Raw genomic sequence first — 26334 nt, 5'->3', positions numbered from 1 at the left:
CGCGCTTCCAATCACGAGGGGTGCGCCGGTCCCGGCGGCTGAGAGGCCAACGAACGCCAAATATGACGAACGCCAAACCGCCGCCCGGATCGACGGGCGGGCCTTTGGCCTCGTGCCCCCTCGATGCTCCCTGAATGACCGCCGAACGGCGTCATCCAAATGAGACTGTCAGATGGTCGGGGGGCGCGCAACCCGTGTCGGCGCAAGCGTTTGGCGAGGCAAAGCTTGGCCGCTGCGGCGGAATCAGGGGTTCAAAGGGCCCGTATTGCTCGCATTGGCGACGCCGGCCTTGGGCGGCATCAGCTGCTGGCGGGGGATCTGCTTGACGATCTCGACCGAGGCGACCTTGCCCTTGCCGAACAAGGTGTTGCACTGGCTGAGCACGAAGCCGGTCAGGCGCGGGCCGTCGACTTCCTTCCAGGTGTCGATGCGGGTGAAGGGGGTCTTGTAGGCCGCGCGGACGATGGCGTCGCGCAACACCGGCTCCTGGTCCTTGAAGGACTCGACCTCGGTTCCGGAGGTCAGCTTCAAGGTCATGGCCACGAAGACGTAGTTGACGATCCGGCCGTTGGCGATCAGCGGAATGGTCATCGAGCCCAGCTTGTAGGTGGGATCGAGCGCCTGGCCCTCGCCTTCCTTCTTCTCTTTCTTGCCGCTGCTGGCGAAGGCAGGGACGGCCACAGCGCTAAGAGCGGCGGCGAGCAGGAGGCGGCGCGAAGGCGTGACGAAGCGGGTCATGGGTCTTTCCCATAACCGACAGGCCTTGAGATTAACCTAACTAGCCGTGCAGCCAGCCCAGGCGGGATGGCGTGACGTCGCGGCCCTTGTAGTAGGCCGACACCCCCTCGCCTTCCACGAACTCGCCGATCTCGCTGACCTTCACGCCCGCCGCGGCGGCGGCGATGCGGAAGTTCCAGGCTTCGTTCGGGTCGACGGCGCAGATGATTTCGTAGTCGTCGCCACCGGAGGCCAGGGAGATGCGACCCTCGACCTGCTCGGGCTGCTGGTCCAGCCAGGCCTGACCGCCGGGCGACAGCGGCAGGCGCTCCAGGTCGACCCGGACGCGGCAGCCGCTGGCCTTGGCGATGTGAGCGCTGTCGGCCAGCAGGCCGTCGGAGACGTCGGCGGCGGCCTTGGCGTGGACGCGCATGGCGTCGCGAAGGGTCACGCGGGGCTCGGGCTGGCGATAACGACGCAGCATGGCGCCGTCGGCGTCCATCACCTCGCCCCACTGGGCCAGCAGGCCCAGCCAGCCGTCGCCGATGGTGCCCGAGACCATCAGGCGGTCGCCCGGCTTGGCGCCGCGACGCAGGACAGCCGCGCCTTGCGGCACCCAGCCCAGCAGGGTCGCCGAGACGACCAGCGGACCCGATGTGGTGACGGTGTCGCCGCCCAGCAGCGAGATGTCGAAAGCCGCGCCATCCTCGGCCAGGCCACGAGCGAAGGTCTCTCGCGAAGCGACGTCGGAGCCCGAGGGCCAGCCGACGGCCAGGAAATAGCCGTAGGGCTCGGCGGCCTTGGCGGCCAGATCCGAGAGATTGGTGCGCAGCAGCTTGCGCGCGACGACGTCCAGGGCCTCGTCGGCCAGGAAGTGCACGCCGGCGACCATGGCGTCCTTGGTGACCACCAAGTCGTAGCCCGGACGCGACGGCAGCACGGCCGCATCGTCCAGCAGGTCCAGCGCCACGGGATCGCCACGCGTCAGCGGACGAAGAAGGCGTTCGATATGGTCGAATTCGGTCGCAGGCGCTGCCGCCGTGGGCGGAGCGTCGTCTTCTGCGAACCAGTCGTCTTCGTCAGTCTCGTGCATCACGGGCTATCGCGTCGAGGGCGCCATTGATGAAGCCTGACTCGGGTCCTTCGAAAAAGGATTTCGCGATCTCGACGTACTCATTGATGACGACTTCGGTCGGAACATCCGGCCGGAACATCAGTTCGAAGGCCCCGGCGCGCAGAACGGCGCGGGCCGTGGCGTCCAGGCGCTCCAGGCGCCAGCCCGAGGCCAGACGCTTGACGATGCCTTGATCGACCTTGGCCTGGTTGCTCACCACGCCCTTGGCCAACTCTTCGAAGAACTTTTCGTCGGCGGCGGCCAGGCGCTCGCCCTCGACGTCGCGGTCGAAGCGGTGCTCGCCGAACTCGCGGACCACGGAGTCGACGCCGGCGCCCGAGACTTCCATCTGGTACAGGGCCTGGACGGCGGCGAGGCGCGCCACCGAGCGCGGTTGGATGCGGTTGCCGCTCATCGGGCCTGTCCCAGCAGTTGACGCTTCAGAGCGATGGTTTCGAGGCACGCCTTGGCGGCCGCGCCGCCCCGGTCGCCTTCGCTGACCCGCGCGCGGGTCCAGGCCTGAGCCTCGTCGTCGACCGCCAGTACGCCGAAACCGATCGGCAGGCGCTTGCCCACGCCCAGGTCCTGCAGGCCGCGGGCGGTTTCATGAGCCGCCAGCTCGAAATGATAGGTCTCGCCACGAATGACCAGGCCCAGGGCGACATAGCCGTCATAGCGCACGCCGACGGGCCGGTGACCGGCCTCTTCGGCCATGGCGATGGCGGTCGGAATCTGCAGCGCGCTGGAGACCGTGATCACGTCATATTCGGCGCCCTGGGCCTCGATGGCCTGGGCGGCTCCGCGCAGCAGTTCGTCGGAGATCCCCGAATGGCTTCGGCCCTCCACGATCAACAGGCGGATGTTGTCTTCAACCATCTAGCTCGAATCTCCACGGCCACGCTCGCCGCGCGACCAAAAGCACACATCAGGGATTAACGAACTATAGCTCGTCTTCGGCGACGTCGCTCAGACCTTCTTCGGTCAGGAATTTCGCGAAGTCGCTCGTTTCCTTGAAATCCCGGTAGACCGAGGCGTAGCGGACATAGGCCACGTCATCGAGCGATTTCAGCGCCTTCATGACCATTTCGCCCACCGCCGACGACGGAAGCTCGGTCTCGCCCATGCTTTCCAGCTGGCGGACGATGCCGTTGATCATCCGATCGATCCGCTCGGCCTCGACGGGCCGCTTCTGAGTCGCCAGGGCGATCGAGCGGACCAGCTTGTCGCGATCGAACGGCGAGCGCCGGCCCGAACGCTTCAGGATGATCAGCTCGCGCAGCTGAACCCGTTCGAAGGTCGTGAACCGGCCACCGCATTCGGGGCACATGCGACGACGGCGGATAGCCGCGCCGTCTTCCGACGGGCGGCTGTCCTTGACCTGGCTTTCGGCATGGCCACAGAAGGGACAACGCATGATGTGGCCCCTCCCGCGAAGCCTAAGCCATATTAGTTGTAGATCGGGAACCGGGCCGTCAAGGCCAGCACTTCCTCGCGCACCTTGGCCTCGACCTCGGCGTTGCCGTCCGGACCGTTGGCGGCCAGGCCGTTGATCACTTCGCCGATCAGCTCGCCCACGCGGGTGAACTCGGCTTCCTTGAAGCCACGGGTCGTGCCGGCCGGCGTGCCCAGGCGGATGCCCGAGGTGATCGTGAACGGCGCGGTGTCGAACGGCACGCCGTTCTTGTTGCAGGTCATGTGGGCGCGCTCGAGGCTGTGCTCGGCGTCGCGGCCCGTCACGCCCTTGGGACGCAGGTCGACCAGCATCAGGTGGCTGTCGGTGCCGCCCGAGACGATGTTGACACCCGACTTCAGCAGGGCTTCCGACAGCGCTTTGGCGTTGGCGATGATCTGCTTGGCGTATTCACCGAACGACGGCTGCAGCGCCTCGCCGAAGGCCACGGCCTTGGCGGCGATGACATGCTCCAGCGGACCGCCTTGCAGGCCCGGGAAGACGGCCGAGTTGACCTTCTTGATGATCGCCTCGTCATTGGTCAGCACCATGCCGCCACGCGGACCACGCAGGGTCTTGTGGGTGGTGGTGGTGACGACGTGGGCGTGCGGGACGGGGTTGGGGAACACGCCGCCGGCCACCAGGCCCGCGAAGTGGGCCATGTCGACCATCAGATAGGCGCCGATCGAGTCGGCGATCTCACGGAACTTGGCGAAGTCGATCTCGCGGCTGTAGGCGCTGCCGCCGGCGATGATCAGCTTGGGCTTTTCGCGCTGGGCGATCTCGGCCACGCCGTCATAGTCGATCAGCTGGTCCTGCTGGCGGACGGTGTAGCTGATCGGCTTGAACCACTTGCCCGACTGGTTGGCGGGCGAGCCGTGGGTCAGGTGACCGCCGGCGGCCAGGTCCATGCCCAGGAACGTGTCGCCCGGCTGCAGCAGCGACATGAACACCGACTGGTTGGCCTGCGAGCCCGAGTGCGGCTGGACGTTGGCGAAGGCCGCGCCGAACAGCTTCTTGGCGCGCTCGATGGCGATCGTCTCGATCTCGTCGACGAACTCGCAGCCACCGTAATAGCGCTTGCCGGGATAACCCTCGGCGTACTTGTTGGTCAGGATCGAGCCCTGAGCTTCCAGCACCGCCTTCGAGACGATGTTTTCCGAAGCGATCAGTTCGATCTGGTTCTGCTGGCGATCCAGCTCGCGACCGATGCGGTCGAAGATGTCTCGGTCCGCGGTGGCGAGGTCCGCGCCGAAAAAGGCGCTGGTGGTGGATTGGGTCATGACGCTCTCCAGGCGTTTGGGGGAGTCAGCAGAGGCGCCCTCTTTAACGGGTAAGGCGCGGCGATCAATCTCGGAACCACATGCTTGGTTGTGCGTTGCAGTCGCGTAGGGCGGCGCTGACCGCCCGCGACAAAACATCTGCAACAACAGTAGTGGGGTTTCTCATGGCGTCTCAGGGCGGCGGCACGGACACGGCGAACGACAACGACGTCGATATCCTGGGGCTCAGCGCCGAGATCGTAGCGGCCTATGTCGGCCAGAACACAGTGTCCCAGACGGCCATTCCCGACCTTATCCGCACGGTTCACGAGGCCCTGACCTCGCTGAACAATGGCGGCGAGGCTCCGCGCCCGGTCGAGAAGGCCAAGCCGGCCGTGCCGGTCGGCCGTTCGGTGCAGCACGACTTCATCATCTGCCTGGAAGACGGCAAGAAGCTGAAGATGCTGAAGCGCTACCTGCGCTCGCACTACGACATGAGCCCCGAGGAATACCGCCGCAAATGGGGCCTGCCGCCGGACTATCCGATGGTGGCGCCGGCCTATGCGGCCCGTCGCTCGGACTTCGCCAAGAAGATCGGTCTGGGCAAGGGTGTGCGGCGCGGCAGCTAGCTGCGCCCAAACTTCGAGACACGCGAACGCCGCCGGACTCCGGCGGCGTTTTTCGTTTCGACGATGTGTGGTTCGGTCGAAGTTGAAGGTGCGTCTGTTCCTTAGGCCGCGTGGCCGCCCATGCGGGCGACGTTGCAGTGGGCCCACAGCTTTTCCATGGCCGAGACCAGCTTACGCATCATGTCGTCGGAGTGGAACGGCGTGGGCGTGAAGCGCAGGCGCTCGGTGCCGCGCGGCACGGTCGGGTAGTTGATCGGCTGCACATAGACGCCGTGATCGGCCAGCAGCATGTCGCTGATCAGCTTGGTGTGGACGGGGTCGCCGACCAGCACCGGAACGATGTGGCTTTCGTTGTCCATCACCGGCAGACCAGCGGCCTTGAACATGGCCTTCAGGGTCGCGGCGCGCTCCTGGTGGATCTCGCGCACTTCGGGATGCTGCTTCAGCCAGCGGACGCTGGCCAGGGCGCCGGCGACCAGCGCGGGCGGCAGCGAGGTCGTGAAGATGAAGCCCGAAGCCATCAGGCGGATGGCGTCGATCACCACGGCGTCACCGGTGATATAGCCGCCCATGACACCGAACGCCTTGCCCAGCGTGCCTTCGATGATGTCGATCTCGCCCATCAGGCCTTCGCGCTCGGCGACGCCGCCGCCGCGCGGACCGTACATGCCGACCGCGTGGACTTCGTCCAGATAGGTCATGGCGCCGTACTTCTTGGCCAGGGCGGCCGTGGCGCGGATGTCGGCGATGTCGCCGTCCATCGAATAGACGCTCTCGAACGCGACCATCTTGGGCGCGTCGGCCGGGGCGGCCGCCAGCAGCTCCTCGAGGTGCTCGAGGTCGTTGTGGCGGAACACCTTACGCGGGCCGCCGCCGTTGCGGATGCCGGCGATCATCGAGGCGTGGTTCAGCTCGTCCGAGAAGATGATCAGGCCGGGCAGAATCTTCTGCACCACCGACAGGGTCGCCTCGTTCGAGACATAGCCCGAGGTGAACAGCAGGCCGGCTTCCTTGCCGTGCAGATCAGCCAGTTCCTGCTCCAGCAGGACGTGGTCGTGATTGGTGCCCGAGATGTTGCGAGTGCCGCCCGAGCCCGAGCCGTGTTCGTCGACGGCCGCCTTCATGGCGTCCAGTACGATCGGGTTCTGGCCCTGGCCGAGGTAGTCGTTGCTGCACCAGACCACGACTTCGCGCTCCGAGCCGTCCTGGCGGGTCCAGGTGGCTCGCGGGAACTGCCCACGCTGACGCTTCAGGTCGGCGAAGACGCGGTAACGGCCTTCTTCGCGGATCTGGTCGACGGCGCTGCGGAACGCGGCTTTGTAGTCCATGTCGATCTTCCAAACCGACGGGCGATCGTCCGTCAGTCCCCTTAATTCCAGGCTCGGCTTTTCGCACCAAGCATCGTTAGTGTCCATCTAAGGGCGTTTACCTAGCAAATAGAATTGCGCGATTGGACGCATAGACGAAACCGATAGCTCTGCGACGAACGCAGCGTTTTGGTCGATTCAGTTCAAGTCCGCCAGCCTGCCGCGCAGCATTTGGATCACCGCGGAAAAGTCCTTCCCCCCAAAGCCGTTGCCGTCGAACAGGGCATACAGAGCCTCGGCCTGGGCGCCCATCGGCGTGGAGGCCCCGGCCTTGGCCGCCGCGTCCTGGGCCAGTTTCAGGTCCTTCAGCATCATCGCCGTGGCGAAACCGCCCTCGTAGTGGCGGTCGGCCGGGGTCTGCGGGCCGACATCCGGCACTGGGCAATAGCTGGTCACCGACCAGCACTGGCCCGACGACTTGCTGGCGATCTCGAAGAACCGGTCGGCGCCCAGGCCCAGCTTCTCGGCCAGGGCGAAGGCTTCACACGTCCCCAGCATCGAGACGCCCAGCAGCATGTTGTTACAGATCTTGGCCGCCTGCCCTGCCCCGTGGTCGCCGGCGTGGATCGTCACGCGCGACATCGGCGCCAGCGCGGCCTCAATGGCCGGGAAGTCGGCGGCGTCGCAACCGACCATGAAGGCCAGGGTCCCGGCCTCGGCGGCCATGATGCCGCCAGACACCGGCGCGTCGGCGAAGCGGAAACCCGCCTCGGCCGCCTGCCTGGCCACGACGCGGGCGCTCTCGACGTCGATGGTCGAGCAGTCGATCAGCAGGGCCGACTTGGGCGCATGGGCCAGCACCTGCTCGGCATAGACCGAGCGCACATGCGGACCGGCCGGCAGCATGGTGATCACCACCTCGGCGTCGGTCACCGCCTCGGCCACCGAGGCCGCCGCGTGGCAGCCGGCCGCCACGGCCCGCTCGACCGCCGCCGTCGATAGGTCGAAGGCGCGGACATGGTGCTGGGCCTTGGCCTGGTTGGCGGCCATGCCGCCGCCCATGTTGCCCAGGCCGATAAAGGCGATGCGCGTCATCGTGAAGCTCCCTGCAAATGCGAACCGCGCCTCATGGGCGCGGCTCTTATCGTTGTATTTTATGCGTTTTTATCTCAGCGCGCCGTCGCCGGCTTGCGGAACTTGTAGACGAACTGGTCGGTCTTGCCGCGGATCGAGGCGTCGTAGACGTTGGTCTTACGGTTGTCGGCGGGGTGACGCAGCACCTTGCTCTCGCCCTCGAAGATGAAGCCGGCGGCCGTGACCTCGGCGCGCACGACGGCGGCGTCGATGCGGTGCAAGTCCTCGGTGTTGCGCAGGCCCGAACCAGCTTCCGCCGAGTGGTCGATGACCATGTAGACGCCGCCCGGCTTCAGCGAGCGGAAGATCTGGCGGTTCACAACCGACAGGTCGGCCGGGCCCATGAACTTGTCGTGCATGTCGTGATAGTTCAGCGCCGTGAACACTAGGTCCAGCTTCTCGGGAGCCGAGAAGTTGGGCAGCGTGTTCAGGACCACCTTCACGTTCGAATATTCTGGATCGCGGGCGATGGCGCTCACGGCCGGTTCGCGCTTGGCCAGCTTGGTCAGCTCGTCGGGCACATAGGCATAGACAGCCCCGCGCGGGCCGACGGCCTTGGAGAGAATGCGGGTGAAGTAGCCGCCGCCGGGAATCAGGTCGGCGACCTTGGCGCCCTGGCGCACGCCGGCGAAGGCCAGCACCTCGGCCGGGCGGCGATCGTTGTCCCGGATCATGTCGGCGGCCGGACGCGACGGATCGCTCGTGGCGGCGGCGATGTTGGCCGGAATGCTGGCGGCGACGGGGCCCGGAGGCGGCGGAGGCGGCGGGCCCAGCATCGGTTGCGTGGCGCAGGCGGCGAGGCCCAGCACCGCGATGAGACTGAGAAGCGGCTTACGCATGGCAATCCTTCCGAACCGACGTGTTCTTAATTGAAGCGACGTTAGCCTACGCAATCGGTTACGTCAGCGGTACCCATTCTTCCGCTGCGGGAAGCGGCGCGAAAATCTCTTCGATCATCGCGTCGGTGACCTCTTCCAACGTCGCCGGGTTCCACTTGGGCGCGTTGTCCTTGTCGACGATCACGGCCCGAACGCCCTCGATGAAGTCGTGCTTCATCACCACCCGCGAGCCGATCCGGTATTCCATGGCCATGTTCTCGGCGAAGTCGGTCATGGCCTCGCCGCGCTTCAATTGTTCGAAGGCCACCTTCAGCGTCTGGGGCGACTTGGTCTTCAGGACTTCCAGTTGAGCCTTGCCCCAGTCGCTGGAATCGAGGGTCAGAAACTCGAAGATCTCCTCGACGGTCTCGCCGACGAACAGGCGGTTCAGGTCCTGCTCGAAGCCCAGCAGCGCGGCCTTGCCAGCGTCGGCGCGGTACTTCTTCAGGATCTCCTCGATGCGGCGCGGGTCGGCAATGATGGCCTTCTTCAGCCCCGCGATGGCGCCGAACTCGACATGGTGGGTGGCGATCCCTAGGCGCATGCAGTCCGCGCCCTTGATACGCGCGCCGGTCAGGGCCAGCCACAGCCCCGCCTTGCCCGGCAGGCGCGGCAGGTACCAGCCGCCGCCAACGTCGGGGAACAGGCCGATGCCGGTCTCGGGCATGGCGAAGGTCGTGCGTTCGGTGGCGATGCGCACGTGGGCCGGCATCGAGATGCCGACGCCGCCGCCCATGACGATGCCGTCCATCACCGCCACCACCGGGGTGTCGTAGGTGAACAGCAGATGGTTCAGCTGGTACTCGGTGTGGAAGAAGGCCCGCGCCTCGACGCCGTCCTTGGCCCCGCTTTCGGCCAGCATGCGGATGTCGCCGCCGGCGCAGAAGCCCCGCTCGCCCGCATGGTCGATCAGGACCAGGTAGATCTCGGGATCCTCCTGCCAGTCCAGCAGCGCGCCGATCATGATCTCGCACATGCCCTGGGTCAGGGCGTGCAGCGCCTTTGGGCGGTTCAGGGTGATCCGGCCGACGTTCTTCTCGACGCTGATCAAGACTTCGGGTTCGTCGGTCATGGGAATCCTAGACAGGCTCGACGACAGGCGCGCAGGCCAGCCGATCGATCTGACCGTTGCTGAGACGGAAAATGGCGTCTTGCGGCGTATCCAAGCGGATCACCTGCTCGCGGGCCAAGCCCGCATAGGCGCCGCGCAGCACCCAGCCGGCGATGCCGTGGCTGACCACGATCAGCTTGCGCTCGGGCTCCGGCGCCTGCTCGGCCAGCCAGCCAGAGATGCGGCCCATGATGGCGTCATAGGTCTCGCCGTTCGGCGACTTGAAGGCCCATTCCGGATCGGTGAGCAGCGCCGGGTTCTCGGCCTTGACCTCATCGCGCAGGCGGTTCGACCAGTCGCCGACGCTGATCTCCATCAGGCGATCCTCGAAGGCCACCGGCAGGCCCAGGCGCGCGCCGATCGTCTGCGCCGTGTCGCGCGCCCGGCGCAGCGGGCTGGCGACGATGCGCCACTCGGCGGGAGGGTCTCGCGCGATCAGGTCATGCAGCAGATCGGCCATCGCCGCCGCCTGCAGACGCCCCAGCGGGGTCAGGTCCGACTCGGTCTGGCCCTGCATGCGGCCTTCGCGGTTGTGGAAGGTCTGGCCGTGACGACAGAGATAGATCACTGCCGAAACATCTCGCGGGCGATGATGACGCGCATGATTTCGTTCGTCCCTTCCAGGATCTGGTGCACCCGCAGGTCGCGCACGATGCGCTCCAGCGGATAGTCCTGGAGGTAGCCGTAGCCGCCGTGCAGCTGCAAGGCGTCATTGGCCACCTGGAAGCCAGCGTCGGTCGCGAAACGCTTGGCCATGGCGCACAGCTTGGTCGCCTCGGGATGCTTGTTGTCCAGGGCGTGAGCGGCGCGGCGCACCATCAGGCGGGCGGCCTCCAGCTCGGTGGCCATGTCGGCCAGCTTGAACTGCAGGGCCTGGAAATCCTTCAGCGCTTTGCCGAACTGGTTGCGGGTCTCCATGTAGGCCTTGGCCGTGTCGAGCGCGAACTGGGCGCCGCCCAGCGAGCAAGAGGCGATGTTCAGGCGCCCGCCGTCCAGGCCCATCATCGCGAAGCGGAAGCCCTCGCCTTCCTGGCCGATGCGGTTGGCGACCGGCACGCGGCAGTTGTCGAAGTTCACCTGGGCGGTCGGCTGAGCGTTCCAGCCCATCTTGCGCTCATTGGCCCCGAAGCTGAGGCCTTCGGTCCCCTTCTCGATCACGAAGGCCGACACGCCCTTGGCGCCGTCGCCGCCCGTGCGGGCCATGACGACATAGACGTCCGACACGCCGCCACCGGAGATGAAGGCCTTGCCGCCGTTCAGGACGTAGTGGTCGCCGTCCAGCTTGGCCGTCGTGCGCATGTTGGCCGCGTCCGAGCCCGAGCCCGGCTCGGTCAGGCAGTAGCTGGCGATCAGCTGCATGGTCGTCAGGCGCGGCAGGTAGCGCTGGCGCAGCTCGTCGGAGCCGAACCGATCGATCATCCACGAGGCCATGTTGTGGATGGTCAGGTAGGCCGCCGTCGGCACGTCGCCGTAGCTCAGGGCTTCGAAGATGATCGAGGCGTCCAGACGCGACAGGCCCGAGCCCCCGACGTCCTCTGTTACATAAATACCGGCGAAGCCCAGCTCGGCGGCTTGGCGTAACGTGTCGACCGGGAAGTGTTTCTGCTCGTCCCATTGCGCCGAGAACGGGGCAAGCTGTCCTTCCGCGAAAGCGCGAGCGGCGTCCTGGATTGCGACTTGATCTTCGTTCAGCGCGAAATCCATGCGCTTTTCCTCCCGTATGGGGCAGAACCGCCCTCGCCTTCTTGGTCGCTGACGTGCCGTGCCGAAAGCCCGGTGTCAACGCGTCTCGCAGAGCGGTTCAAGTGTGACCTGAAATCCTCCGTTACACGGTGTGTAGCGGCTGAGGCGTCACACCCTCTTGATAACCATCGTCTTTGAGCCCAAATGCCCGTCTCGAGTCTGGGCGTTCTCAAACACAAAAAACTGCATCAACGACTATGCGTTTCCTGAAACTTGCTCTTGCCGCCATGACGGTGGCCCTTGGAATGACCGCGCTCGCCGCGCCGGCTTACGCTGGCGGCGATATCTCGCGCTCGTATGGCGTCTGGCGCAATCCGAAGAACTCCGTGCATCTGGAGATCAAGGACTGCGGCCCCAGCACCTGCGGTGTCGTGGTGTGGGCCAGCCCCAAGGCCGAAGCCGATGCGCGCAAGTCGGGCACGGACACCCTGATCGGCAAGCAGCTGCTGCGTGACTTCGAAGCCCAGGACAACGGCACGCTGAAGGGCCGCGTCTGGGTTCCGACCCTGAAAGTCACCCTGGTGGGCTCGGCCGACATCGTCGACACCCGCACCATGCGCGCCAAGGGCTGCGTGCTGGGCAACTTCCTGTGCAAGTCGCAGCTGTGGACCCGCATCGAAGGTCCGTCGGTGCTGGCCTCGCGGGCGGCTCCCTAATCCACTCACTTAAGGACGCATGCGTCTTGCCTCGCGCGGCCTCCCGCGCGACATCAGGCGCATGACCGTTCCGCCCCTCGCTCCCTATCCGCACACCCGCCTGCGCCGCGTGCGCCAGGCCGACTGGACCCGCCGCCTCGTCCGCGAGAGCGAAGTCCGACCGTCCGACCTGATCTGGTCGATGGTGGTGCACGAGGGCGAAGGCGTGATCCCCGTCGCCTCGATGCCGGGCGTCGAGCGTCTCTCCGTCAAGGAAGCCGCCAAGGCTGCTGTCCGCGCCCGCGATCTGGGCATCCCGGCCATCGCCATCTTCCCTCACATCGACGGCTCGCGCAAAGACGCGACCGGCTCGATCGCCGCCGATCCGGACGGCGTCATCCCCCGCGCCGTCAAGGCCATGAAGGACGCCGCCCCCGAGGTCGGCATCATGTGCGATGTCGCCCTGGACCCCTTCACCGACCACGGCCACGACGGCGTGATCGAGGGCGGCAAGATCCTCAACGACCCGACCATCGAGCGCCTGATCGAACAGGGCATCATGCAAGCCGAGGCAGGCGCCGACATCCTGGCCCCCTCCGACATGATGGACGGCCGCATCGGCAAGCTGCGCGCGGCGCTGGAGGGCGCGGGCCACCAGGACGTGATGATCATGTCCTACGCCGCCAAATACGCCTCGGCCTTCTACGGCCCGTATCGCGACGCGATCGGCTCGGCCAAGCTCGCTGGCGGCCAGGGCGACAAGAAGACCTACCAGATGGACCCGGCCAACACCGAGGAAGCCATCCGCGAGGTCGCGCTCGACATCGCCGAGGGCGCCGACATGGTCATGGTCAAGCCGGGCATGCCGTACCTGGACATCCTGCGCCGCCTGGTCGACGAGTTCCGCATGCCGACCTACGCCTTCCAGGTGTCGGGCGAGTACGCGATGATCATGGCCGCCGCCCAGAACGGCTGGATCGACCAGGACCGCGCCATCCTGGAAAGCCTGACCGCCTTCAAGCGGGCCGGCGCGGCGGGGATCATCACCTACTTCGCCCCCTGGGCCGGCGAGAAGCTGGGCTGACATGGCCGCGCCGAGGACCGCCTTCAGCCAAGGCCGGTTCTACGGCGCGCCGACCGTCGAACGGCAACTGCCGGGCGTGCGCCTGGCGCACCTGGAAGCCACCAAGCGCGCCGACGACGTCGATGAGCACAGCCACGACGACACCCACTTCGTGCTGGCCACCCATGGCCGCTACATCACCACCGCCGCGGGGCCTGAAACCGAAGGCCCGGTGCTGGTCTACAACCCGCCCGGCGTCGTGCACCGCGATCGCTTCGTAGACGGCGGCGGCTTTTTCCTGGCCGTCAGCTTCAGCCCCACCGACTGGCGCGCCCTGGCCGACGCCGGGAGGGGCGCGGCGATCGACGCCCTGCGGCTGACCGGTCCGCCCGCCCGTCGCGCCGCCCTGCGCCTGACCCGCTCGCTGCTGGCTCAGGACAACGAGGCGCTGTCGCTGGAAGGCCTGAGCCTGGAGTTGGCCTCGCAAGCGATCACCCCCGTATCGGATGGCGACAAGCGCCCGTCCTGGCTGGATCGCGCCGAAACCTATCTGGCCGACACGTTCGACCAGCCGATCAATGTCGCGGTTCTCGCGCAGATCGCCGGCGTGCATCCGGTCCACCTGGCGCGCGGCTATCGTCGCTGGCTGGGCGCCGCGCCGGGCGACCGCCTGCGCACCCGCCGGCTAGAGCGCGCCGCCGACCTCTTGATGCGTGGTCGCGACCCGATCGGCGAGATCGCCCTGGCCTCGGGCTTCTGCGACCAGAGCCACCTCAATCGCCAGTTCGTGAAGGCCTATGGCGTCACGCCCGGCGAGTTCGCGCGGCTGTGCGGTCGTCGGCCGGTTGTTGCAAGCGTCCAAGACGAGGCTGTCGGCGCGGCCTAGACGGCCAAGGTCCCTCCTGGAGTTCCCGCTTTGAAAGCCTTCGCGTTCGCCGCCGCCCTCGTGCTCGCCCCGCTCTCCGCCCAGGCCGCCGACTGGACCACCGCCGCGCCGGCCGCCGAGGGCGTCTCGGCCGCCAAGCTCGACGCGATGTCCGCCGCCATCAAGGCCGGCGAGTTCCAGAAGATCACCAGCGTCCTGGTCGCCCGCCACGGCAAGTTGGTGTTCGAGGCCTACTACGATGCGGACGGCGCCGAGGCCCGCCGCAACACCCGCTCGGCGACCAAGACCGTCACCGCCATGCTGGCTGGAGCCGCGATCGCCCGTGGCGCCCTGCCCAGCGTCGATGTGCCGATCAAGGCTTACCTCAAGGACCGCAAGCCGGCTGCCAATCCCGATCCGCGCAAGGACAAGGTCACGGTCGAGGACCTGCTGACCATGAGCTCCATCGCCGAGTGCGACGACGACAACACCTTCTCGCGCGGCAACGAGGAGCGGATGTACCTGATCGAGGACTGGGTCGGCTTCTATCTCGACCTGCCGGTGCGCGGCTTCCCGGACTGGAGCCCCAAGCCCGAGGCTTCGCCCTATGGCCGCAGCTTCAGCTACTGCACCGCTGGCGTCGTGACCCTGGGCCAGGTCGTCCAGAACGCGGTGAAGAAGCCCCTGCCCGCCTTCGCCGACGAGGTGCTGTTCAAGCCGCTCGGCATCGAGAACCCGAAGTGGCAGATGTCGCCGACGGGCCTGGCCATGGGCGGTGGGGGCCTGGGCCTGCGTAGTCGCGACTTGCTGAAGCTGGGCCAGCTGTACGCCAATGGCGGCCAATGGGAGGGCAAGCAACTGCTGCCGGCCGACTTCGTCAAGGCCTCGGTCACGCCGCACGCCAATGCGCGGGAGAACACCGACTACGGCTATCTGGTCTGGCTGCAGAGCTTGGCCGGTCACAAGGCCTGGCTGATGAGCGGTTCGGGCGGCCAGAAGGTGGCGATCGTGCCCGACCTCGACCTGGTGGCGGTGATCACCACGACGAACTTCGGCGTCCGCCAGCCGCACGCCATCTCCGAGAAGCTGCTGGCCGAACACATCCTGGCGGCGGTCGAGAAGTAGCGACTCGGCTAGGCTCTTGGGATGAGCCGCGTCCTCGACATCGTCACCGCCGTGATCCGCGATGCGGACGGCCGCATGCTGCTGGTCCGCAAGCGCGGCACGAGCACCTTCATGAAGCCCGGCGGCAAGCGCGACGGCGGCGAGGACGACCTGACCACCCTGGCTCGCGAACTGGACGAGGAGCTGGGCTGCCGACTGGTCCATGCCGAGCTGCTGGGCAACTTCTCCGCTCCAGCCGCCAACGAGGCCGGGTTCACCGTCCAGTCGGCGACCTACCTGGCCTCGGTCGAGGGCGATATCACCGCCCGCGCCGAAATCGAGGAGCTGGCCTGGATCGATCCGGCAGCGCCTGGCGACCTGCGCCTGGCGCCGCTGTTGACTGAGCAGGTACTGCCGGCTCTGCTTACTTCATCGGTTTGAGGAACTTCGCCAGCGCCGCGAAGTAGTTGGCCTGGTCGTCGTACATCGACATGTGCGAGCCGCTCGGCATCAGGGCGTATTGGCCCTTGGGCAGCTTCTTGGCCATCGACGCCATATAGGCCGGGTCCATGGTGTCGTACGCGCCGGCGATCACCAGGGTCGGAACGTTGATCTTCGCCAGGTCCTCGAACCGGTCCCACTTTTCCAGCCGGCCGCTGGCGCCCAGTTCGCTGGGGCCCTGCATCAGGGTGTACAGCTCACCGTTCAGGTGCGCGAACGAGCGCACGACCGGCTCGGGCCACTGCGCCTGCGGCCGCCGCAGGATGTGCTTCTCATAGTGCATGGGGACCAGGATCTCCATGTAGCGCGGATCGCTGGTCTTGCCCGCCGCCTCCAGCGCCTTCACCTCGGCCAGCAGCTTCGGATCCATGGCCGGCATCAGGGTCTTCTGGGCGTAGGCGTTGTAGGCCGGGATCGAGGCCATCATGTTCGAGATGACCAGGCATTTGACGTTGGCCTGGTACTTCAGGGCGTATTCGATCGCCAGGATGCCGCCCCAGCTGTGGCCCAGCAGGCAGAAGTCGTCTTTGGTCAGGCCCAGCCCCTTGCGGACCTGCTCGACCTCCTCAACAAAGCGTTCGGTGGTCCAGAGGTCGGTGTCGGTCGGCTTGTCGCTGTTTCCTGAGCCCAGCTGGTCGTAATAGATGTACTCGACGCCCTCGCGCGGCAGGTAGCTGTCGAACGCCTCGAAATAGTCGTGCGTCGCGCCGGGCCCGCCGTGCAGCAACAGCAGCTTCAGCTTCGGATTGTTGCCGACGCGCTTGGTCCAGACCCGGAACTTGCCCTTGGGCGTGTCGATGTCGACCATCTTCACCCCGCCCGCCCAGGCGTCTGGATGGCCGGTATTATCGTAGTAGCTGGCCGGCGGCGCTTGTTGCGCCAGGGCCGGCGCGGCGATCAGCGTCAAGGCCGCCGCGACGCAAGCGAACAGAGCTTTCATGGTCCCCTCCAGGATCTAACGCCCGCCGGTCAGCCGGCCTTCGATCAGTTCCAGCGCCAGTTCCCGGGCCCGCTCCGGCGGACGGCCCAGCAGGGCGCTGAGCGTGGGGCCAAACAGCCCCACCCCCACCGCCAGAATGATGTTCAGCAGGATGAAGTCCACCGCCGCGTCGCGGTCGACGCCGCTGTCGCGCGCCAGGCGGGTCTGGACGATCTCGTCGACCACCTCGCGCACCAGGGTCATGCGCGCGCCCTCGCCCGTCAGCTCCAGCCAGGCTGCCAGCCTTGCCGCGCCCTTGGCTTCGAAGGCGTCGAACAGCGCCTGAGCCCCGACGCCCAGCACCGCATCGGGTCGGTCCAGCGCCGCCAGCACCTTGTCGGTCAGTTGCCGGATCATCCGCTCCATCAGCGCCGTCTCGACCCCGGCGATCGAGCCGAAGTGGTGGATGACGTTGGCGTGGACCACGCCCGCGGCCTTGGCCACGTCGGCCAGCTTGATGGCCTGCGGGCCGTGCTCGACCAGCAGCGCCTCGGCGGCGGCCAGGATGTTCTCTCGCGCGGCCTCGGGCGTGCGGCGGACACGGGTCTTCGGAGCGACGGTTGGCGCTATTGACATTTTTGTCAGTACAACTCACTCTGCGCCCATCAAGAGGCTGAGACAGCCCTAAACCGGCGGAGCGCAGAACGCCATGAGCGACACCAAAACCACCCCCACGGACCTGGACGTCACGCCCCGCGACATCCGCTTCGACCTGGCCGACGCCCAGAAGGGTCACTGGCTGGGCGGCGATCCCGTCGGCACGGCGGTGTTCAACGCCCTGTCCCTGACCTTCCCCGACGGCGAGCGCCTGTTCATGGACGCGGTGCGCAACTACCGCCACCTGCTGACCGGCAAGCTGCTGGACGACGCCAAGAACTTCATCGCCCAGGAAGCCATCCACTCGCGCGAGCACCATCAGCTGAACAGCCTGATCGACCGCGAGCGCTACCCGGTCGCCGAGATCGAGGAGACGGTGAAGGGCCGCGTGAAGATGGCCCGCGAGCGCGGCAAGATGGGCATGCTGCTGTCGACCATCGCCCTGGAGCACTTCACGGCGATGATGGCCGAGATGCACGTGCGCCATCAGGACCTGTTCGACAAGGCCCACCCCGAGGTCGAGAAGCTGTGGCGCTGGCACGCCATGGAGGAGACCGAGCACAAGGCGGTCGCCTACGACGTCTTCATGGTCGCGACCAAGGACTGGTCGGCCCGCCGCCGCTACTTCATGCGCTGCCGGGCGATGTTCCTGGTGACGATCATGTTCACCCGCAACATCTGCCGCTACGCCGCCCGCCTGCTGGAGGCCGACGGCTATACGCCCAAGGCCGCGCTGAAGGCGGTGAACGCGTTCGTGTGGGGCAATCCTGGCCTCTTCCGCCGCGGCTGGAAGACCTACTTCGCCTGGTACCGCCCCGGCTTCCATCCGTGGGACCAGGACGACCGGGAGGCCTTCGCCGGCTGGAAAGCCGAGTTCGACGCGGCGGTGGCGTAGAAACAAAAACGGCGGCCCGAAAGGCCGCCGTTTCCGTTTGTGCTGCCGAGGAGATCAGCCCCCGATCAAACCAAAGTCCGCCACCTGTCCCATGGCATCGCGCACGGCGGCCAGGGTTTTCAGACGGTTGTCGCGGTGCTCGGGCTCGTTGACGAAGACGCCGTCCAGATAGGCGTCGACCGGGCCGCGCAGCTCGGCCAGCTGGGTCATGGCGCCGGTGAAGTCCTCCTTGGCCAGGGCTTCTTTCAGCGGCTTATCCAGCAGGCGCAGGGCGTTGTAGAGACCCACTTCCGCATCGCTGTCGGCGGTCGGTGCCTCGGGAGCCCCGACCGGCAGCGCGCTCTTCTTCTCCTCGGCCTTGAGGATGTTCGAGGCGCGCTTGTAGCCGGCCATCAGGGTCTTGCCGTCGTCGGTCTTCAGGAAGCCGTCCAGGGCCTCGACCCGCGCGACGATGCGCGCCAGGTCGTCATCGCCTAGGGCGAAGACGGCGTCGACGAGGTCGTGCCGCTTGCCTTGGTCACGCAGGGTGACCTTCAGACGATCGGCGAAGAACTCCAGGACCTGCTTTGATGAAGTCATGGCGACGAGCGCAAAGACTTCACCGTCGGACGAATAGGTCGCACCGACCACAGTTGCGCCAGCGACTTCAGGCCGCCCCTGCAGAGCCGCCCAATCCCTCGACTGTTCTTGCGTGACGCCCTTGAGCGGAAGCCGCTGAGCGTATTTCACGAGATGTTCCTGAATCTCGGTCTGCAGCGAAACGCGGACGCCGTTCTCCAGGATGATCCGGATCACGCCCAGGGCCGCGCGACGCAGCGCATAGGGGTCCTTGGAACCCGTCGGCTTCTCATCGATCGCGAAGAAGCCGACCAGCGTGTCCAGTTTGTCCGCCAGGGCCACGGCGATGCTGACCGGTGCGGTCGGCACGGCGTCCGAGGGGCCTTGCGGCTTGTAGTGGCCTTCGATCGCGGCGGCGACCTCGGCGTCCAGGCCGAACTGACGGGCGTAGTAGCCGCCCATGACGCCCTGCAGCTCGGGGAACTCGCCGACCATCTGCGAAGCGAGATCGGCCTTGGCCAGACGCGCGGCTTCTTTGGTCTTGGCGACATCGGCGCCGACCAGCGGGGCGATCTCGCCGGCCAGGGCGACGATACGCTCGACGCGCTGGGCCATGGTGCCGAGCTTGGCGTGGAAGGTCACGCCGTTCAGCTTTTCCAGCCACGGCTCGAAGCCGACCTTGACGTCCTCGTCCCAGAAGAAACGGGCGTCGGACAGGCGCGAGGACAGCACCTTGGCGTTGCCGGCCGCGATCACCGCGCCGCCGTCGGCCGCCTGGATGTTGGCGATGGTGATGAAGTGCGGAGCCAGGCCCGTCTCACCGGCCTTGCGGACGGCGAAGTACTTCTGGTGCGTGCGCATCGAGGTGCGGATGACCTCGGGCGGCAGGCTGAGGAACACCGGGTCCATGTCGCCCAGCACCGGCGTCGGCCATTCGGCGAGACCGGCGACTTCCTCCAGCAGGCCCTGGTCCTCGACCAGTTCCAGGTGACGGGCGAAGCACAGGGTCTTGCAGCCTTCGAGGATACGCTCCTTGCGTTCCTCGACGTCGAGCACGACGAAGTGGGCTTCCAGGCCCGCCGCATACTCGTCGAAGTCCTTGGCCGTGAACGGCTGGGCGTCACCCATGAAGCGGTGACCCTCGGTGACGTCGCCGCTCGGGATGCCCTCGATGGCGAACGGCACGACCTCGCGGTCCAGCACGCAGAGGATCCGCTTCAGCGGACGCACCCAGCGCAGCTTCTTGGTCCCCCAGATCATCGACTTGGGCCACGGGAAGCCCCGCACGATGGCTTCGACCATCTCGGCGACGATCTCCGGGGTCGGACGGCCCTTCTTCTCGATGAAGGCCATGTAGACGCCGTCGCGCTCGACCAGCTGGTCTTGCGTCAGGCCGGCCTTGCGCAGGAAGCCTTCCATGGCTTGCGGCGGGGCGCCGACGCGCGGGCCCTTCAGCTCTTCCTTGCGGTCGGCCTGGGCCAGCGGCAGGCCTTCGGCCACCAGGGTCAGGCGGCGCGGGCCGGCGAAGGTCTTCAGGGCCTCGGGCAGGAAGCCGGCGGCGGCCAGGTGCTCGCGCGCCATGCGCTCCAGGTCCTTGGCGGCCTGGGCCTGCATGCGGGCGGGGATCTCTTCCGAGAACAGTTCGAGGAGAAGTTGGGGCATCGTGACTTACGCGGCTTCCTGCTGATCGACCCAGGCGCTGGCGCACATCTTACAGAGGTCACGGATGCGGCCGATGTAGCTGGCGCGCTCGGCGACGGCGATCGCGCCGCGGGCGTTCATCAGGTTGAAGAGGTGGCTGGCCTTGAGGACCATGTCGTAGGCGGGCAGGACGAGCGCCTTGTTCTGATAGGAACGCTCCAGCATCAGCGGGACCTGCTGTTCCATCTGCTCGAACTGCTGCTTGAGCACCGAGACGTCGAAGCCGTGGAAGTTGGCTTCCGACTGCTGGCGCTCGTTCTCCAGGAACACGTCGCCATAGGTCGTCGCGCCCAGCGGCGAGTCCGGGTCGTTGAACGGCAGGTCGTAGACGTTGTCGACGCCGAACACGTACATGGCCAGGCGTTCCAGGCCGTAGGTCAGCTCGCCGGCCACCGGCGAGACGTCCAGGCCGCCCACCTGCTGGAAGTAGGTGTACTGCGACACTTCCATGCCGTCGCACCAGACTTCCCAGCCCAGGCCCCAGGCCCCGACGGTCGGGTTCTCCCAGTCGTCCTCGACGAAGCGGATGTCGTGGGTGCGCAGGTCCAGGCCGATCGCCTCCAGCGAACCCAGGTACAGGTCCTGCATGTTCTCGGGGTTCGGCTTCAGGATCACCTGGTACTGGTAATAGTGCTGCAGGCGGTTGGGGTTCTCGCCATAGCGGCCGTCACCCGGACGGCGCGAGGGCTGCACATAGGCCGCGTTCCAGGGCTTGGGGCCCAGGGCGCGCAGCACGGTGGCCGGGTGCAGGGTCCCCGCCCCCACTTCCACGTCGTGCGGCTGCAGGATGATACAGCCCTGTCGGCTCCAATAGTCATGGAGCGTCAGGATCAGGCTTTGGAAGGACTTGGGTTTTTCGCGCGACATCAATCGAAGCAGGCCTAGAAAAAAGTCGGCGGACCATAGGGCCCGCCGACTGCTGCTTCAAGCGATGTCCGAAGCGTAAGGGCTTAGTTGCCCTTCGGCGCCGTGCGCTTGCCGGCGTTCGACATCGGCTTGCCGTACTTGGCGCGGTTTTCCGGGGTGTCGGCCACCGGCGGGTTGGAGACGACATTGGGATCGCCAGCCTTCAGCGAGGCCTGGGCGTCCGGCGACTGCGACGAGACCGGCACGACGCCCGAGGTGTTCACGCCCGCCGAGGTCGCCGTCGGCGAAGCGGCCGGGTCGGCGGCCATGTCAGTGGCCGTGGTCGGCGCGGCCTGGGCCGAGGGCATGTTCGGATCGGCCGGCATGGTCTGGGCCGGAGCGGCCGGAGCCATCTGCTCGTTGGCCGCCACGTTCATGGTCGCGCCGGCGTCGGTCGCCGAGGCGGCGGCTTGCAGGCCGGGCACGTCCTTGGGGATCAGCACCTTGTCGACCACGTGCAGCACGCCGTTGCTGGCCATCACGTCGGTCTGGGTGATCGTGGCGCTGTCGACCATCGGGGTCGTCCCCGAGCCGTCCAGCAGCAGCGACGAACCCTCGACGCTCTTCACTTCACCCTTGGCGCCCTTGATCTTGGTGGAGTCCACCTTGGCGTTGATCAGGTGGTAGGTGAGCACCTTCTGCAGCATCGGCCCATTCTCGGGCAGCATCAGCTTGTCCAGCTCGCCGGCCGGCAGAGCGGCAAAGGCCGCGTCGGTCGGGGCGAACAGGGTCAGGTTCTGGTTGGTCTTCAGGACGCTGGTCAGGTTCACCGCGCCGACGGCCTTCAGGAAGGTGGTGAACTGGCCCGACGCCGTGGCGGTGTCGATCAGGTCGCCCTTGGCCACGACGGGCGAAGCGGCGGCCGGCGCCTGCGCGGCGGGCGCCGGAGCAGCCATGTCTTGAGCTTGGGCGGCGCCGGCCAGCAGGGCGATAGCCGCGGCGGCGGTCAGGAGACGCTTGGTGTTCATGGTCGAGTTCCTCTCGGTTCGAGCGGTGTACGCCCGGACAAGGGACTCGGTTCCGTGATCACGGGCTCGTGATCACATCAAAGCTTCACCTGAAGAAGAACACGACCGCCACCCCGGCGACGATCAATGAGAAGCCGGCAAGGGTCGACCATTTAATGGCTTCACCCAGATAGAAATACGAAAACAGGATGAAGACCAATAAGGTGATGACTTCCTGTCCCACCTTCAACTGCGCTGTCGAATACACGTTGTGGCCGATACGATTGGCCGGAACCGCCAGCATGTATTCTGGCAGCGCGATCAGCCAGCTGGACAGGATCGCGATCGGCAGAGCCATCGGCTTGCCCTTCAGGTGACCGTACCAGGCGTAGGTCATGAAGACGTTGGACATCACCAGCAGCACCCAGGGCGCGATCTTCATAACGAGGGGCGGCATGGCGCGGGCTCCGGAGCTGGGCGGTAGGATTCCGGCAAACTAGGACAAGGGGCGCCCCCTGCGCCACCACCCTCCCGTCAGGCAAAATCGCCAGTTTCTGACGCAAATGAAGCGTCTAGCGCTCATAATTTAGGCGCCTCGCCCAATTCGTTTCCAAAACCTTGTGCGCGAGACACGTCACGGAACCGTCGCCGATAGCGTGGCCAAGCCGGGGAAACGATGCAGCGCGTAGTGGCGGCGTCGGCGGTGATCAAACTGGGGGCGATCTCTCTAACGCTTCCGACAACCAAGCAAAGAAAGCCCGTGGCGACGCGGGTCGGAGCAAGGCGGATGAAACTGATCATAGCGGTCGTCAAACCCTTCAAGCTGGACGAGGTGCGCGAGTCGCTCGTCGCCGCCGGCGTCGAAGGCCTGACGGTTTCGGAAGTGAAGGGCTACGGCCGCCAGAAGGGCCAGACCGAGATCTATCGTGGCGCGGAGTACCAAGTGAACTTCGTGCCGAAAGTGAAGCTCGAAGCGGTCGTGGACGACGCGTCCGCCGCGAAGGCCGTCGAGGCGGTCAAGGCCGCCGCGGCCACCGGCAAGATCGGCGACGGCAAGATCTTCGTCCTGAACGTCGAAGAAGCCGTCCGCATCCGCACCGGCGAAACCGGCTCGGCCGCTCTGTAAGCATCGGGAAAAGGGGATACCGACGATGAAACTCACCTTCAAACCGCTGGCCGGGCTCATGCTCGCCGCGACGCTCGCGGGGGCGCCGCTGGGCGCAACCGCCTTCGCCCAGGAGGCCGCGCCCGCGCCGGCCGCCGCTGCCGCCACCGCCGCGCCCGCCGAGGCTGCGCCGGCCCCGGCCGCCGCGCCTGCTGCCGCTGAAGCTCCGGCTCCCGCCATCGTCGACAAGAACGACAAGGGCGACAACGCTTGGATGCTCACCTCCGCGCTGCTCGTCCTGCTGATGATCCTGCCGGGTCTGGCCCTGTTCTACGGCGGCCTGGTCCGTTCGAAGAACATGCTGTCGGTCATGATGCAGGTCTCGACCGTCGCCCTGATCGGCTTCGTCGCCTGGGTGCTGTGGGGCTACAGCTTCGCCTTCACCGACGGCGGCAGCTGGGACAGCTTCGTGGGCGGTCTTGGCCGTCTGTTCCTCAAGGACGTCACCCCGGCCAGCAACGTCGCGACGTTCTCGACCGGCGTGGTGATCCCCGAGTTCACCTTCATCTCGTTCCAGGCGACCTTCGCGGCCATCACCGCCGCCCTCGTGGTCGGTTCGCTGGTCGAGCGCATGAAGTTCGCCGCCATCGTCGCCTTCGCCGTCCTGTGGCCGCTGCTGTCGTACTATCCGATGGCGCACATGGTCTGGTGGTGGCCGGGTCCTGACGCGATCGCGCTGGCTCCGACCGCGCCGGTCAAGTCGGGCCTGATCTGGAGCTTCGGCGCCCTGGACTTCGCCGGCGGCACCGTCGTCCACATCAACGCCGGTATCGCCGCCCTGGTCGGCGCCCTGATCCTCGGCAAGCGCCAAGGCTACGGCAAGGAGCCGATGCCCCCGCACTCGCTGACCCTGACCCTGGTCGGCGCTGGCCTGCTGTGGGTGGGCTGGTTCGGCTTCAACGCCGGCTCGAACCTGGAATCGAACGGCTACGCCTCGCTGGCCATGATCAACACCTTCGTCGCCACCGCGGCCGCCGGCCTGTCGTGGATCGTCGTCGAGTGGGTCACCCGCAAGAAGCCGTCGGCCCTGGGCCTGGCTTCGGGCATCGTCGCCGGCCTCGTCGCCGTCACCCCGGCCGCCGGCTTCGCTGGCCCGATGGGTTCGGTGATCCTGGGCCTGATCGTCTCGCCGATCTGCATCTTCTTCTGCTCGGTCGTGAAGAACGCCCTGAAGTATGACGACAGCCTGGACGCCTTCGGCATCCACGGCATCGGCGGCATCGTCGGCGCCATCGGCACCGGCTTCCTGGTCAACCCCGCCTGGGGCGGCGCCGGCATCGTCGACTACACCAGCTGCGCCAAGGACGGCGATATCTCGACCTGCGACAACGCCGTCTACAACATGGGCACGCAAGTGCTGGCCCAGCTGAAGGGCGTTGGCGTCACCATCGTCTGGTCGCTGGTCGCCTCGCTGATCGTCTTCTTCGTGATCAAGCTGGTCATCGGCCTGAAGGCTTCGCCGGAAGCCGAAGAAGAAGGCCTGGACATCTCGGAACACGGCGAACGCGCCTACCACAGCTAAGCTGGGGATAGGTCCTCGTCGAAGACCGGAAGGGCGTGGAGAGCGATCTCCACGCCCTTTCTCTTTGCCCGCCATTCAGCCAAGCTCCGCGCCTTCCCGCCTGGAGACCGTCGTGGACGCCCAACTGTTCCTGCTCTGCGTCCTGACCTTCGTGATCCACCTGATCGGGGCCCTGGCCTACGCCGTGCGCATCGTCGGCGTCCGCACGCGGCGGATCGCCATGTCGTTCGCCCTGTTCAACGTGCTGGTGCTGCTGTCGCGCGCCTCGAACGCCTTTCAGGGACCGTTCCTGTCCAAGCGGATCGAGACCGAGCTGCTGGCCGGCACGGGCCAGAACCTGCTGGCCGACTTCCAGTGGCTGATGGCCAGCGCCAGCCTGGCGGCGTTGGTCGGCGCCTTGATGATCCCGACGGCCCAGCGCCTGTTCACCCGCGCCGTCGCCCACTTCCAGGTCCATCGCTCGGTCCCGAAGCTCTTGATGCACGCTTTCGCCAAGGGCGGGCTGTCCTATGTCCGCGACGCGGTCGCCCTGCCCTCGCCCGGCCACCTCACCAGCCTGAAGCAGAAGATCGAAGTCCCGGCGCGGGTGATCGTGCTGAACGTCCTGGCCCAGGCCCTGCTGACCGTGGGCGTCTTCGCCTCGCTGTATGCGGGCTATCTGGACCCGCAGTTCCGGGTCACGGCCGTCAGCCTGTCGTCGGTGATCAACGGCGTGGCGACGATCCTGCTGTTCGTGCTGATCGATCCGGCCCTGTCGATCATGACCGACGACGTCATGGACGGCCGTGTCAGCGAGCCGGCCTTCCGTCGCGCGGTCGTCTGGTTCGCCGGCAGCCGCGTGGCCGGCACGGTGCTGGCCCAGCTGCTGCTGGTCCCGGCTGCGACCGGCGTCGTGATGCTGGCGCGGGTTATCTAGATCCGACGGGCCGTGACGATCGGCACCACGGGCATCAGCATCTGGCCCTTCATCACCGGATTGGTCGCCTCGCCGGGCGTGGGCAGGTTCAGGATCTTGCGGACGACCTCCATGCCCTTGATCACCTGGCCAAAGGCCGCGAAGCCCAGGTTGTCGCCTTCGGCGGCTGGATTGGCGTCCAGATACGGCGCTTCGCCCACGCAGATGAAGAAGTCGCTGTCGCCGCTGCCGGGTTCGCGGCGCGCCAGCGACAGCGTGCCGTCGACATGGCGCAAGCCCGTCTGGGTCGTCGGCTCGTGGGCCACGGGCTTGAGGACCTTCTTCGGGTCGCCCGCCAGGCCACCCTCGATCAGGCCGTAGTCGACCGAACTGGGGGCCTTGGCCGCGCGCCAGAAGCTGGAGCCGTCATAGAGCTTGCCGTCGACATATTGCAGGAAGTTGGCCGTGGTCAGCGGGGCCTGCTTGACCTTCAGGGCGATGATGATCGCGCCAAGGCTGGTCTCCAGGCTGACCAGGACATCGCCGGGACCGGGCACGATCGGCGTCGGCGGCAGGCTCAAGACTTGGGCGGACGCCGGCGCGGCGGAGGCCAGGCTTCCAAGGGCGGCGAGAACGTCACGGCGCTTCATTCGTAG

29 protein-coding genes are annotated in these 26334 nt (G+C 66.8%); 10 read left to right on the top strand and 19 right to left on the bottom strand.

All coding sequences use genetic code 11. From position 1 onward, the window contains the following. Nucleotides 1–243: 243 nt before the first annotated feature. From AC07NF_RS05535 to glyA, 6 genes are all read right to left on the bottom strand, one after another. Nucleotides 244–738: a hypothetical protein gene (locus tag AC07NF_RS05535; protein WP_494628316.1), complete on the bottom strand. Its 495-nt coding sequence runs from the start codon at nucleotides 736–738 to the stop codon at nucleotides 244–246. A 40-nt stretch (nucleotides 739–778) separates the two neighbouring features. Next, the gene (gene thiL, locus AC07NF_RS05530; RefSeq protein WP_492810105.1) at nucleotides 779–1810 is read right to left on the bottom strand and encodes a thiamine-phosphate kinase; all 1032 of its coding nucleotides are present in this window, start codon (nucleotides 1808–1810) and stop codon (nucleotides 779–781) included. After that, nucleotides 1797–2246: a transcription antitermination factor NusB gene (gene nusB, locus AC07NF_RS05525; protein ID WP_454715743.1), complete on the bottom strand. Its 450-nt coding sequence runs from the start codon at nucleotides 2244–2246 to the stop codon at nucleotides 1797–1799. The genes thiL and nusB overlap by 14 nt, the downstream gene beginning before the upstream one ends. Beyond that, a complete protein-coding gene (locus AC07NF_RS05520; protein ID WP_494628319.1) occupies nucleotides 2243–2707 on the bottom strand; it encodes a 6,7-dimethyl-8-ribityllumazine synthase in 465 nt (154 codons plus the stop codon). The genes nusB and AC07NF_RS05520 overlap by 4 nt, the downstream gene beginning before the upstream one ends. Nucleotides 2708–2771: 64 nt before the next feature. Next, nucleotides 2772–3245, bottom strand: a complete 474-nt coding sequence (gene nrdR, locus AC07NF_RS05515) for a transcriptional regulator NrdR (protein ID WP_454715741.1) — start codon at nucleotides 3243–3245, stop codon at nucleotides 2772–2774. Nucleotides 3246–3277: 32 nt separating this feature from the next. Continuing rightward, complete coding sequence (gene glyA / locus AC07NF_RS05510) at nucleotides 3278–4564, bottom strand: serine hydroxymethyltransferase (RefSeq protein ID WP_494628321.1); 1287 nt, start codon at nucleotides 4562–4564, stop codon at nucleotides 3278–3280. Between the two features lie 164 nt (nucleotides 4565–4728). On the opposite strand from glyA, the gene AC07NF_RS05505 reads away from it, so the two are divergent. Continuing rightward, the gene (locus AC07NF_RS05505; protein ID WP_492810101.1) at nucleotides 4729–5172 is read left to right on the top strand and encodes a Ros/MucR family transcriptional regulator; all 444 of its coding nucleotides are present in this window, start codon (nucleotides 4729–4731) and stop codon (nucleotides 5170–5172) included. Between the two features lie 101 nt (nucleotides 5173–5273). On the opposite strand, the gene hemA is transcribed toward AC07NF_RS05505, so the two are convergent. The 6 genes from hemA to AC07NF_RS05475 all read right to left on the bottom strand — a co-directional run bounded on the left by hemA (nucleotide 5274) and on the right by AC07NF_RS05475 (nucleotide 11306). Beyond that, nucleotides 5274–6500, bottom strand: coding sequence for a 5-aminolevulinate synthase (hemA, locus tag AC07NF_RS05500; protein WP_454715736.1), 1227 nt, complete (start codon nucleotides 6498–6500; stop codon nucleotides 5274–5276). Nucleotides 6501–6677: 177 nt separating this feature from the next. Further along, nucleotides 6678–7637, bottom strand: coding sequence for a 3-hydroxyisobutyrate dehydrogenase (mmsB, locus tag AC07NF_RS05495; RefSeq protein ID WP_494628682.1), 960 nt, complete (start codon nucleotides 7635–7637; stop codon nucleotides 6678–6680). An 11-nt stretch (nucleotides 7638–7648) separates the two neighbouring features. Continuing rightward, complete coding sequence (locus AC07NF_RS05490) at nucleotides 7649–8452, bottom strand: class I SAM-dependent methyltransferase (RefSeq protein ID WP_494628324.1); 804 nt, start codon at nucleotides 8450–8452, stop codon at nucleotides 7649–7651. A gap of 58 nt (nucleotides 8453–8510) precedes the next feature. Beyond that, entirely contained in the window at nucleotides 8511–9563 is a 1053-nt protein-coding gene (locus AC07NF_RS05485) for an enoyl-CoA hydratase/isomerase family protein (protein ID WP_494628326.1), read from the bottom strand. Nucleotides 9564–9570: 7 nt separating this feature from the next. After that, nucleotides 9571–10170: a histidine phosphatase family protein gene (locus AC07NF_RS05480; RefSeq protein WP_494628328.1), complete on the bottom strand. Its 600-nt coding sequence runs from the start codon at nucleotides 10168–10170 to the stop codon at nucleotides 9571–9573. Further along, nucleotides 10167–11306 (bottom strand): isobutyryl-CoA dehydrogenase, encoded by a 1140-nt coding sequence (locus AC07NF_RS05475; protein WP_494628330.1) that lies wholly within the window; start codon nucleotides 11304–11306, stop codon nucleotides 10167–10169. The genes AC07NF_RS05480 and AC07NF_RS05475 overlap by 4 nt, the downstream gene beginning before the upstream one ends. Nucleotides 11307–11542: 236 nt before the next feature. On the opposite strand from AC07NF_RS05475, the gene AC07NF_RS05470 reads away from it, so the two are divergent. The 5 genes from AC07NF_RS05470 (at nucleotide 11543) to AC07NF_RS05450 (ending at nucleotide 15453) form a co-directional block, all read left to right on the top strand. Then, nucleotides 11543–12001 carry a DUF2147 domain-containing protein gene (locus AC07NF_RS05470; RefSeq protein WP_494628332.1) on the top strand — a complete coding sequence of 153 codons (459 nt, stop codon included), beginning with the start codon at nucleotides 11543–11545 and terminating at the stop codon, nucleotides 11999–12001. Between the two features lie 61 nt (nucleotides 12002–12062). After that, entirely contained in the window at nucleotides 12063–13064 is a 1002-nt protein-coding gene (gene hemB / locus AC07NF_RS05465) for a porphobilinogen synthase (protein WP_494628334.1), read from the top strand. Between the two features lies 1 nt (nucleotide 13065). Beyond that, nucleotides 13066–13929 (top strand): helix-turn-helix transcriptional regulator, encoded by an 864-nt coding sequence (locus AC07NF_RS05460; protein WP_494628336.1) that lies wholly within the window; start codon nucleotides 13066–13068, stop codon nucleotides 13927–13929. Between the two features lie 30 nt (nucleotides 13930–13959). Continuing rightward, the gene (locus AC07NF_RS05455; protein ID WP_494628338.1) at nucleotides 13960–15033 is read left to right on the top strand and encodes a serine hydrolase domain-containing protein; all 1074 of its coding nucleotides are present in this window, start codon (nucleotides 13960–13962) and stop codon (nucleotides 15031–15033) included. A 21-nt stretch (nucleotides 15034–15054) separates the two neighbouring features. Continuing rightward, complete coding sequence (locus AC07NF_RS05450; RefSeq protein WP_494628340.1) at nucleotides 15055–15453, top strand: NUDIX hydrolase; 399 nt, start codon at nucleotides 15055–15057, stop codon at nucleotides 15451–15453. Here AC07NF_RS05450 and AC07NF_RS05445 read toward each other — a convergent pair. Continuing rightward, nucleotides 15437–16453: a proline iminopeptidase-family hydrolase gene (locus tag AC07NF_RS05445; RefSeq protein WP_494628342.1), complete on the bottom strand. Its 1017-nt coding sequence runs from the start codon at nucleotides 16451–16453 to the stop codon at nucleotides 15437–15439. The two genes, AC07NF_RS05450 and AC07NF_RS05445, sit on opposite strands and share 17 nt — an antisense overlap. Before the next feature lie 15 nt (nucleotides 16454–16468). After that, on the bottom strand, nucleotides 16469–17068 hold the full coding sequence (locus tag AC07NF_RS05440; protein ID WP_494628344.1) for a TetR/AcrR family transcriptional regulator: 600 nt from the start codon (nucleotides 17066–17068) through the stop codon (nucleotides 16469–16471). 73 nt (nucleotides 17069–17141) lie between these two features. On the opposite strand from AC07NF_RS05440, the gene AC07NF_RS05435 reads away from it, so the two are divergent. After that, entirely contained in the window at nucleotides 17142–17984 is an 843-nt protein-coding gene (locus tag AC07NF_RS05435; RefSeq protein WP_494628346.1) for a metal-dependent hydrolase, read from the top strand. A gap of 54 nt (nucleotides 17985–18038) precedes the next feature. Here AC07NF_RS05435 and glyS read toward each other — a convergent pair whose 3' ends face one another. The 4 genes from glyS to AC07NF_RS05415 form a co-directional block, all read right to left on the bottom strand. After that, nucleotides 18039–20204 (bottom strand): glycine--tRNA ligase subunit beta, encoded by a 2166-nt coding sequence (glyS, locus tag AC07NF_RS05430; RefSeq protein WP_494628348.1) that lies wholly within the window; start codon nucleotides 20202–20204, stop codon nucleotides 18039–18041. Nucleotides 20205–20210: 6 nt separating this feature from the next. Further along, a complete protein-coding gene (locus tag AC07NF_RS05425; RefSeq protein WP_494628350.1) occupies nucleotides 20211–21110 on the bottom strand; it encodes a glycine--tRNA ligase subunit alpha in 900 nt (299 codons plus the stop codon). An 83-nt stretch (nucleotides 21111–21193) separates the two neighbouring features. After that, on the bottom strand, nucleotides 21194–22117 hold the full coding sequence (locus tag AC07NF_RS05420) for a fasciclin domain-containing protein (protein WP_494628352.1): 924 nt from the start codon (nucleotides 22115–22117) through the stop codon (nucleotides 21194–21196). An 85-nt stretch (nucleotides 22118–22202) separates the two neighbouring features. Then, nucleotides 22203–22553, bottom strand: a complete 351-nt coding sequence (locus AC07NF_RS05415; protein ID WP_492810069.1) for a DMT family protein — start codon at nucleotides 22551–22553, stop codon at nucleotides 22203–22205. Nucleotides 22554–22883: 330 nt separating this feature from the next. Here AC07NF_RS05415 and AC07NF_RS05410 point away from each other — a divergent pair, with 330 nt between their 5' ends. The 3 genes from AC07NF_RS05410 to AC07NF_RS05400 all read left to right on the top strand — a co-directional run bounded on the left by AC07NF_RS05410 (nucleotide 22884) and on the right by AC07NF_RS05400 (nucleotide 25699). Beyond that, the gene (locus AC07NF_RS05410; RefSeq protein WP_291879143.1) at nucleotides 22884–23222 is read left to right on the top strand and encodes a P-II family nitrogen regulator; all 339 of its coding nucleotides are present in this window, start codon (nucleotides 22884–22886) and stop codon (nucleotides 23220–23222) included. Between the two features lie 25 nt (nucleotides 23223–23247). Beyond that, entirely contained in the window at nucleotides 23248–24783 is a 1536-nt protein-coding gene (locus tag AC07NF_RS05405) for an ammonium transporter (protein ID WP_492810067.1), read from the top strand. Nucleotides 24784–24895: 112 nt separating this feature from the next. Then, on the top strand, nucleotides 24896–25699 hold the full coding sequence (locus tag AC07NF_RS05400) for a lipid II flippase Amj family protein (protein WP_494628355.1): 804 nt from the start codon (nucleotides 24896–24898) through the stop codon (nucleotides 25697–25699). Here AC07NF_RS05400 and AC07NF_RS05395 read toward each other — a convergent pair. Next, nucleotides 25696–26328: a peptidylprolyl isomerase gene (locus tag AC07NF_RS05395; RefSeq protein ID WP_494628356.1), complete on the bottom strand. Its 633-nt coding sequence runs from the start codon at nucleotides 26326–26328 to the stop codon at nucleotides 25696–25698. The two genes, AC07NF_RS05400 and AC07NF_RS05395, sit on opposite strands and share 4 nt — an antisense overlap. Nucleotides 26329–26334 lie beyond the last annotated feature (6 nt).

It is taken from the genome of Caulobacter sp. GW821-FHT10A06, assembly GCF_059415805.1.
This window is presented reverse-complemented; position numbering and strand designations above follow the sequence as displayed.

Excerpts from the sequence above, each read along its gene's own strand:
- AC07NF_RS05535 (WP_494628316.1), bottom strand. The coding sequence starts at position 738 with ATGACCCGCTTCGTCACGCCTTCGCGCCGCCTCCTGCTCGCCGCCGCT.
- thiL (WP_492810105.1), bottom strand. The coding sequence starts at position 1,810 with ATGCACGAGACTGACGAAGACGACTGGTTCGCAGAAGACGACGCTCCG.
- nusB (WP_454715743.1), bottom strand. The coding sequence starts at position 2,246 with ATGAGCGGCAACCGCATCCAACCGCGCTCGGTGGCGCGCCTCGCCGCC.
- AC07NF_RS05520 (WP_494628319.1), bottom strand. The coding sequence starts at position 2,707 with ATGGTTGAAGACAACATCCGCCTGTTGATCGTGGAGGGCCGAAGCCAT.
- nrdR (WP_454715741.1), bottom strand. The coding sequence starts at position 3,245 with ATGCGTTGTCCCTTCTGTGGCCATGCCGAAAGCCAGGTCAAGGACAGC.
- glyA (WP_494628321.1), bottom strand. The coding sequence starts at position 4,564 with ATGACCCAATCCACCACCAGCGCCTTTTTCGGCGCGGACCTCGCCACC.
- AC07NF_RS05505 (WP_492810101.1), top strand. The coding sequence starts at position 4,729 with ATGGCGTCTCAGGGCGGCGGCACGGACACGGCGAACGACAACGACGTC.
- hemA (WP_454715736.1), bottom strand. The coding sequence starts at position 6,500 with ATGGACTACAAAGCCGCGTTCCGCAGCGCCGTCGACCAGATCCGCGAA.
- AC07NF_RS05490 (WP_494628324.1), bottom strand. The coding sequence starts at position 8,452 with ATGCGTAAGCCGCTTCTCAGTCTCATCGCGGTGCTGGGCCTCGCCGCC.
- AC07NF_RS05485 (WP_494628326.1), bottom strand. The coding sequence starts at position 9,563 with ATGACCGACGAACCCGAAGTCTTGATCAGCGTCGAGAAGAACGTCGGC.
- AC07NF_RS05475 (WP_494628330.1), bottom strand. The coding sequence starts at position 11,306 with ATGGATTTCGCGCTGAACGAAGATCAAGTCGCAATCCAGGACGCCGCT.
- AC07NF_RS05470 (WP_494628332.1), top strand. The coding sequence starts at position 11,543 with ATGCGTTTCCTGAAACTTGCTCTTGCCGCCATGACGGTGGCCCTTGGA.
- hemB (WP_494628334.1), top strand. The coding sequence starts at position 12,063 with ATGACCGTTCCGCCCCTCGCTCCCTATCCGCACACCCGCCTGCGCCGC.
- AC07NF_RS05460 (WP_494628336.1), top strand. The coding sequence starts at position 13,066 with ATGGCCGCGCCGAGGACCGCCTTCAGCCAAGGCCGGTTCTACGGCGCG.
- AC07NF_RS05450 (WP_494628340.1), top strand. The coding sequence starts at position 15,055 with ATGAGCCGCGTCCTCGACATCGTCACCGCCGTGATCCGCGATGCGGAC.
- AC07NF_RS05445 (WP_494628342.1), bottom strand. The coding sequence starts at position 16,453 with ATGAAAGCTCTGTTCGCTTGCGTCGCGGCGGCCTTGACGCTGATCGCC.
- AC07NF_RS05440 (WP_494628344.1), bottom strand. The coding sequence starts at position 17,068 with ATGTCAATAGCGCCAACCGTCGCTCCGAAGACCCGTGTCCGCCGCACG.
- AC07NF_RS05435 (WP_494628346.1), top strand. The coding sequence starts at position 17,142 with ATGAGCGACACCAAAACCACCCCCACGGACCTGGACGTCACGCCCCGC.
- glyS (WP_494628348.1), bottom strand. The coding sequence starts at position 20,204 with ATGCCCCAACTTCTCCTCGAACTGTTCTCGGAAGAGATCCCCGCCCGC.
- AC07NF_RS05425 (WP_494628350.1), bottom strand. The coding sequence starts at position 21,110 with ATGTCGCGCGAAAAACCCAAGTCCTTCCAAAGCCTGATCCTGACGCTC.
- AC07NF_RS05420 (WP_494628352.1), bottom strand. The coding sequence starts at position 22,117 with ATGAACACCAAGCGTCTCCTGACCGCCGCCGCGGCTATCGCCCTGCTG.
- AC07NF_RS05415 (WP_492810069.1), bottom strand. The coding sequence starts at position 22,553 with ATGCCGCCCCTCGTTATGAAGATCGCGCCCTGGGTGCTGCTGGTGATG.
- AC07NF_RS05410 (WP_291879143.1), top strand. The coding sequence starts at position 22,884 with ATGAAACTGATCATAGCGGTCGTCAAACCCTTCAAGCTGGACGAGGTG.
- AC07NF_RS05405 (WP_492810067.1), top strand. The coding sequence starts at position 23,248 with ATGAAACTCACCTTCAAACCGCTGGCCGGGCTCATGCTCGCCGCGACG.
- AC07NF_RS05395 (WP_494628356.1), bottom strand. The coding sequence starts at position 26,328 with ATGAAGCGCCGTGACGTTCTCGCCGCCCTTGGAAGCCTGGCCTCCGCC.